We start from the raw sequence: 4,997 nt of genomic DNA on the forward strand, positions 1-4,997 counted from the left end.
ACATGCCCGAGTAGCCCACGAGCGACCGGGTCAGCGTCGTGGCGCCGACCGGCGCGGTCACGGAGCCGAGGCGCGGGCAGGGCGTGCCGTTGTAGCCGGAGTACGGCGCGGCCCAGTTGAGGTCGGCGTTGCGGCAGGGGCCGTAGTCGGTCGCGGCGACCTGCTTGGTCCAGTACGACGTCCGCTTCATGGCGCCGGCCCAGGACAGGGAGAAGTGGATGTGGTTGCGGTGGCAGGTGCTGTCCATGCTGACCTGCGGCGTGGAGGCGCAGCTGCTGTAGGGCTCCCACTTCTGGCTCCACGTGCCCCAGATCTGGTTGTCCCAGATGACGTACATGACGCCGAGGCGGCGGGCGTTGGCGTACGTGACGCCGTTGCGCGTGGCGAACAGCCAGCCCAGCACCGCGTTGGCCTCGGCCTTCTGGGTGGTGTCGCGGACGCTGACCATCCAGTCCAGGGCGCGGCCGTCGTAGTGCTCGGTGTGCGTGATCGAGTCGGCGCCGCAGGCCCGCACGGTGCCGTAGGAGCTGGTCGGGTAGGTGGCCTTGAGCAGGTTGCCGAGGGCGAGGGTCCCAGGCTTGGCGGTGCCGTCACAGGAGTTGTCCGCGACGTCCGCGGCCAGCGGCTCGATCGCGGTCGGCAGGCCGATGGGCGTCGGCGGCACGGCCGTGGCGGCGTGGGCGGTCGGGCCGGTCGCCAGGACGGGCACGAGGGCCAGGCCGGCGGCGAGGGCGGTGAGGACCGCGCGGGGGTGGCGAGGGTTTCCGGGCATGGCGCAGCAACGGCTTTCAGAACGGGGTTCGGTGGCCCCTGCGACCACCTTTTCGAGGGTAGGTCGGCCCTGCGTGGCCCGTCCGGGCTTTGCCCGCTCCTTGACTATCTCTTGGGGTGCGTCGCCCTGACGTCCTGGCCGCGGTGGCCGCCGGTTCCGCGCTGAGGGCCTGTGCACCCCCGGACCACGGGCTTACCGTGGGGCCATGGTGGCAATGTCGGAGCTGGCACGGCCGCGGGGCCTGCAGCAGGGGGATCACGTCTGCTGGGCCTACGACCAGGAGCGGGGCTTCGGCGCGGTGGCGGCGCAGTTCCTGGCCGAAGGGGTGGCCCTGGGCGAGCAGGTGCTCTTCGTCGGGGAGGGCGACACGGCGCAGCTGGTCCGGGAGCTGGCCTCCCTGCCGGGGCGGGACGAGCTCCTGGCCAGCGGGCAGCTGGCGGTCCAGCCCATGTCGCAGGTCTACCTCGGCGACGGCGGCCTCGACCCCGTCGCCCAGACCGAGGTGTTCATCGCCGCCGCGGCGGCCGCGGTCGCCGAGGGCTACACCGGGCTGCGGGTGGCCGGCGAGCTCACCGGCCTGGTCCGCGACGCCGCGCACTGGGAGGACGTGCGCGCCTACGAGATCGTCGTCGACTCGGTCATCGCCGCTCACCGGCTCACCGGCATGTGCGGGTATGCCGCGGAGACGGTCCCGGGGGACCGTCTCCGCCCGCTCGCGGCACTGCACGGCATACGGCACGTGGCCGGACACCCGCTGACGTTCGTCGCGCGGGTGCGCGACGACGTCCTGGTGCTCGCCGGAGAGGTCGACACCGGGTGCGCGGACGACCTCGACAAGGTGCTCGACGGGGTGGGCCAGGTGGCCGACGGGCTGGTGACCGTCGACCTCGCGGGGCTGGACTTCCTCGACGTCGGCGCCACGCGGTCGCTGGTCCGCTTCGCCACGGGGCTGCGAGCGAGCGGGCGGCCGGTGCGCTTCGTCGGGGTGGGGCGTGGGCCGCGCCGCGTGCTGGAGCTTTTCGACGTGGAGCTGGCATGAGCGCCCCGGCGGTGCACCCGACCGGCGACTGGACAGGCAAGGACTTCGCGCACGAGGCGTTCCTCTACTCCAGCGACGAGGAGGCGGTGGCGCGGTGCGTGCCCTTCATCCACGAGGGGTTCGAGCGCGGTGAGCCGGTGGTCGTCGTCGGGTCCGAGCCGCTGCGGGAGGCGCTGGTCGCCCACCTCGGCGACGACGTGGGGCGCCTGGCCGGGCTGGCCCCTGCGGAGGGCCGGTGGGAGGGCGGCTTCGGCACGCTGAGCGCCTACGCCCGGGACCTGCAGCCGCTCCGGGCGAGCGGCGCCCCGTGGCGCCTCATCGGCGAGCCGACGTGGCTGGACCGGCCCGACGGGCGCGTGTGGTCCCGGTTCGAGGCGGTGCTCAACGACGCCTACGCCGACCTGGCGTTCTACCTCCTCTGCCCGCACGACACCCGCCGGCTCGGCCCGGACGTCCTCGAGGTGGTGCTGCGCAGCCACCCGATGATGTGGGGTGGGGCCGGGCCGGTGCCCTCACCGACCTACGTGGACACCGCGACGTTCCTGCGGCAGGCCGAGCCGGACTGGTCCGAGCGACCGGCCGGCGCGCTGGTGCGACACGTGGACGACGCCCGGCAGGCCCGGGCGCTGGTCGGCGAGGTCCTCGCCGGTGGGCTGGAGGGTGAGCGAGGCCAGGACGTCCTGATCGCCGTCAACGAGCTGGTCAGCAACGCCCTGCGCGCCGCCGGCACCGCCGAGGTGAGCACGTGGCGCGAGGGCGGGTGCCGGGTGTGGCAGGTCGCCGACTCCGGGCCGGGGTTCCACGCGGCCACCGCCGGCTACGTGCCGCCCGCGGACGACCTCGACTGCGGGCGCGGGCTGTGGCTGGCCCGCAGCCTGGCCTCGGACGCGACAGTGCGCGCGACGGGCCCGGGCACCGCGATCCGCCTGTTCTTCCTCGACTGACCTTCGGTGAGACGCCTGCGCGGCCCCGGGGGTCGTCTGGGACGATGGGCCGCCCGAGGTGACCCATGCCACATGGAGGCTGTTTCGTGAGTTCGGACCCCGCCCGCGAGGTCACCGCGACCTACCGCCTTCAGCTGCACGCCGGCTTCGGCTTCGCCGACGCCGAGGCGCAGGTCCCCTACCTCGCCAGCCTCGGCGTGAGCCACCTCTACCTCTCACCGGTCCTGCAGGCCGTCCCCGGGTCGATGCACGGCTACGACGTGCTCGACCACACCCGGGTCAGCAGCGACCTCGGCGGTGAGGAGGCCCTGGTCCGGCTCGCGGAGGCCGCGCACCGGCACGGGCTCGGGCTCGTCGTCGACGTCGTGCCCAACCACATGGCCCTCGTCGCGCCCGAGAGCGCCAACGCCCCGCTGTGGCAGGTGCTGCGCGAGGGGCGCGACGCGCCGACCGCCGAGTGGTTCGACATCGACTGGAAGTCCGGCGGCGGGCGGCTCGGCCTGCCCCTCCTCGGCGACACCCTCGCGGCGATCCTCGAGGCCGGCGAGCTCGTGCTCGGCGACCTCGACGGCGACCCGGTCGTCCGCTACCACGACCACGTCTTCCCGGTCGCGCTCGGCACCGAGGGCGAGGACGTGGCCGAGGTGCTCGCCCGGCAGCACTACCAGCTCGCCTCCTGGCGCGAGACCGACACGATGCTCAACTACCGCCGGTTCTTCGAGATCGACGAGCTGATCGCGGTGCGGGTCGAGCTCGAGGAGGTCTTCGAGGCCACGCACCGGCTGCTGCTGGACCTCAACCACCGCGGCGTCATCGACGGCTTCCGCATCGACCACCCCGACGGCCTGGCCGACCCCGAGGGCTACCTCCAGCGCCTGCGCGAGGCCACGCGCCCGGGCACGCTGGTGTGGGTCGAGAAGATCCTCGAGGGTCACGAGCGCCTTCCCACCACCTGGGCCTGCGACGGCACGACCGGGTATGACGCGCTGCAGGCCGTGCAGGCGGCCCTCGTCGACCCCGACGCGGCCGAGGTCCTCGAGGAGTGCTGGGTCGCCGCCGGGGGAGAGCCGCGGCTGGCCCGCTCGGTCGAGCGGGCCAAGCGTCAGGTGGTCGACGAGTCCCTGGCCCCGGAGGTCGACCGGCTGACCCGGCGGGCCCGGGAGGCGCTGCCGGCGCTGGACCCCGAGCGGCTGCGGCTCGCCGTGGTCGAGCTGCTGGTGGCCGGCGAGGTCTACCGCGCCTACGTCCGGCCCGACCAGCGGCTCTCGCGCGAGGCCCGGCGCCGGATCGAGGAGGCGCGCGCCGCTGCGGTGGCCGCCCGGCCGGACCTCGAGGCGGAGGTCGACGCCCTGGTCGAGCTCGCGCTGGGCGAGGACGCCGACCTGCCCCCCGCCGCGGTGGACTTCGCCGTCCGGCTGCAGCAGACATGGGGACCGGTGATGGCCAAGGGCATCGAGGACACGACCTTCTACCGCTGGCACCGCCTGGTCGCCCTCAACGAGGTGGGGGGCGACCCCTCCGTGCTGGAGGCCGGCTCGGCCGAGGCGCTCCACGGCTGGGCCGAGGCGCAGCAGCGGGACTGGCCGCGGGGCATGACCACGCTGTCCACGCACGACACCAAGCGCAGCGAGGACGTGCGCGCCCGCCTGCTGGCCGTGGCCGGCGACCCCGAGACGTGGCGACAGTGCTCGGCAGCGTTCCGGGCGGCCGCCGACGAGTTCGGGGTCGACCCTCCGAGCGCCCACCTGGTCTGGCAGACCCTGGTCGGCGTCGGTGACGCGGGGGCCGAACGGTTGCACGGCTACCTGGTCAAGGCGCTGCGCGAGGCCAAGCAGCGCACCGCCTGGGTGGACGGCGACGAGGCCTACGAGAAGCGGGTGCTCGCGCTCGCCGACGCCGCGCTCGTGCCGGGTGCGCTGCGCGAGGTGTGGCAGGAGGCGTTGCGGCTCAACGGTTCTGCCGTCCGGGCGACCGTGCTGGCGGCGAAGCTGCTCCAGCTGTGCCTGCCGGGGGTCCCGGACACCTACCAGGGCTGCGAGCTGGTCGACCTGTCGCTGGTCGACCCGGACAACCGCCGCCCGGTCGACTTCGCCCGTCGCCACGCCCTGCTCCACGCCCTCGCCGATGCCGACGTGGCGCCGACCTTCCACGCGGCACCCCCTGCCGACCAACCCGCCGACCAACCCTCGGCGGAAGTTGTCGGGGCAATCGACGGGCTCGACCGGGAGAAGCTGCTCGTCAC

At 74.2% G+C, this 4,997-nt stretch carries 3 protein-coding genes and 1 pseudogene; 3 read left to right on the top strand and 1 reads right to left on the bottom strand.

All coding sequences use genetic code 11. From position 1 onward, the window contains the following. A pseudogene (locus tag VF825_RS13765) lies at positions 1 to 772 on the bottom strand (hypothetical protein); the annotation flags it as partial. Between the two features lie 205 nt (positions 773 to 977). On the opposite strand from VF825_RS13765, the gene VF825_RS13770 reads away from it, so the two are divergent. The 3 genes from VF825_RS13770 to treY form a co-directional block, all read left to right on the top strand. Then, the gene (locus VF825_RS13770) at positions 978 to 1,811 is read left to right on the top strand and encodes an MEDS domain-containing protein (protein WP_331114241.1); all 834 of its coding nucleotides are present in this window, start codon (positions 978 to 980) and stop codon (positions 1,809 to 1,811) included. Next, positions 1,808 to 2,755: an anti-sigma factor RsbA family regulatory protein gene (locus VF825_RS13775; protein WP_331114243.1), complete on the top strand. Its 948-nt coding sequence runs from the start codon at positions 1,808 to 1,810 to the stop codon at positions 2,753 to 2,755. The genes VF825_RS13770 and VF825_RS13775 overlap by 4 nt, the downstream gene beginning before the upstream one ends. Before the next feature lie 86 nt (positions 2,756 to 2,841). Further along, positions 2,842 to 4,997 (top strand): malto-oligosyltrehalose synthase (gene treY, locus VF825_RS13780; RefSeq protein WP_331114245.1); only part of this gene is annotated, 2,156 nt, incomplete at its 3' end.

It is taken from the genome of Oryzihumus sp. (assembly GCF_036391795.1).
In the GTDB taxonomy this organism is placed as follows: Bacteria; Actinomycetota; Actinomycetes; order Actinomycetales; family Dermatophilaceae; genus Oryzihumus.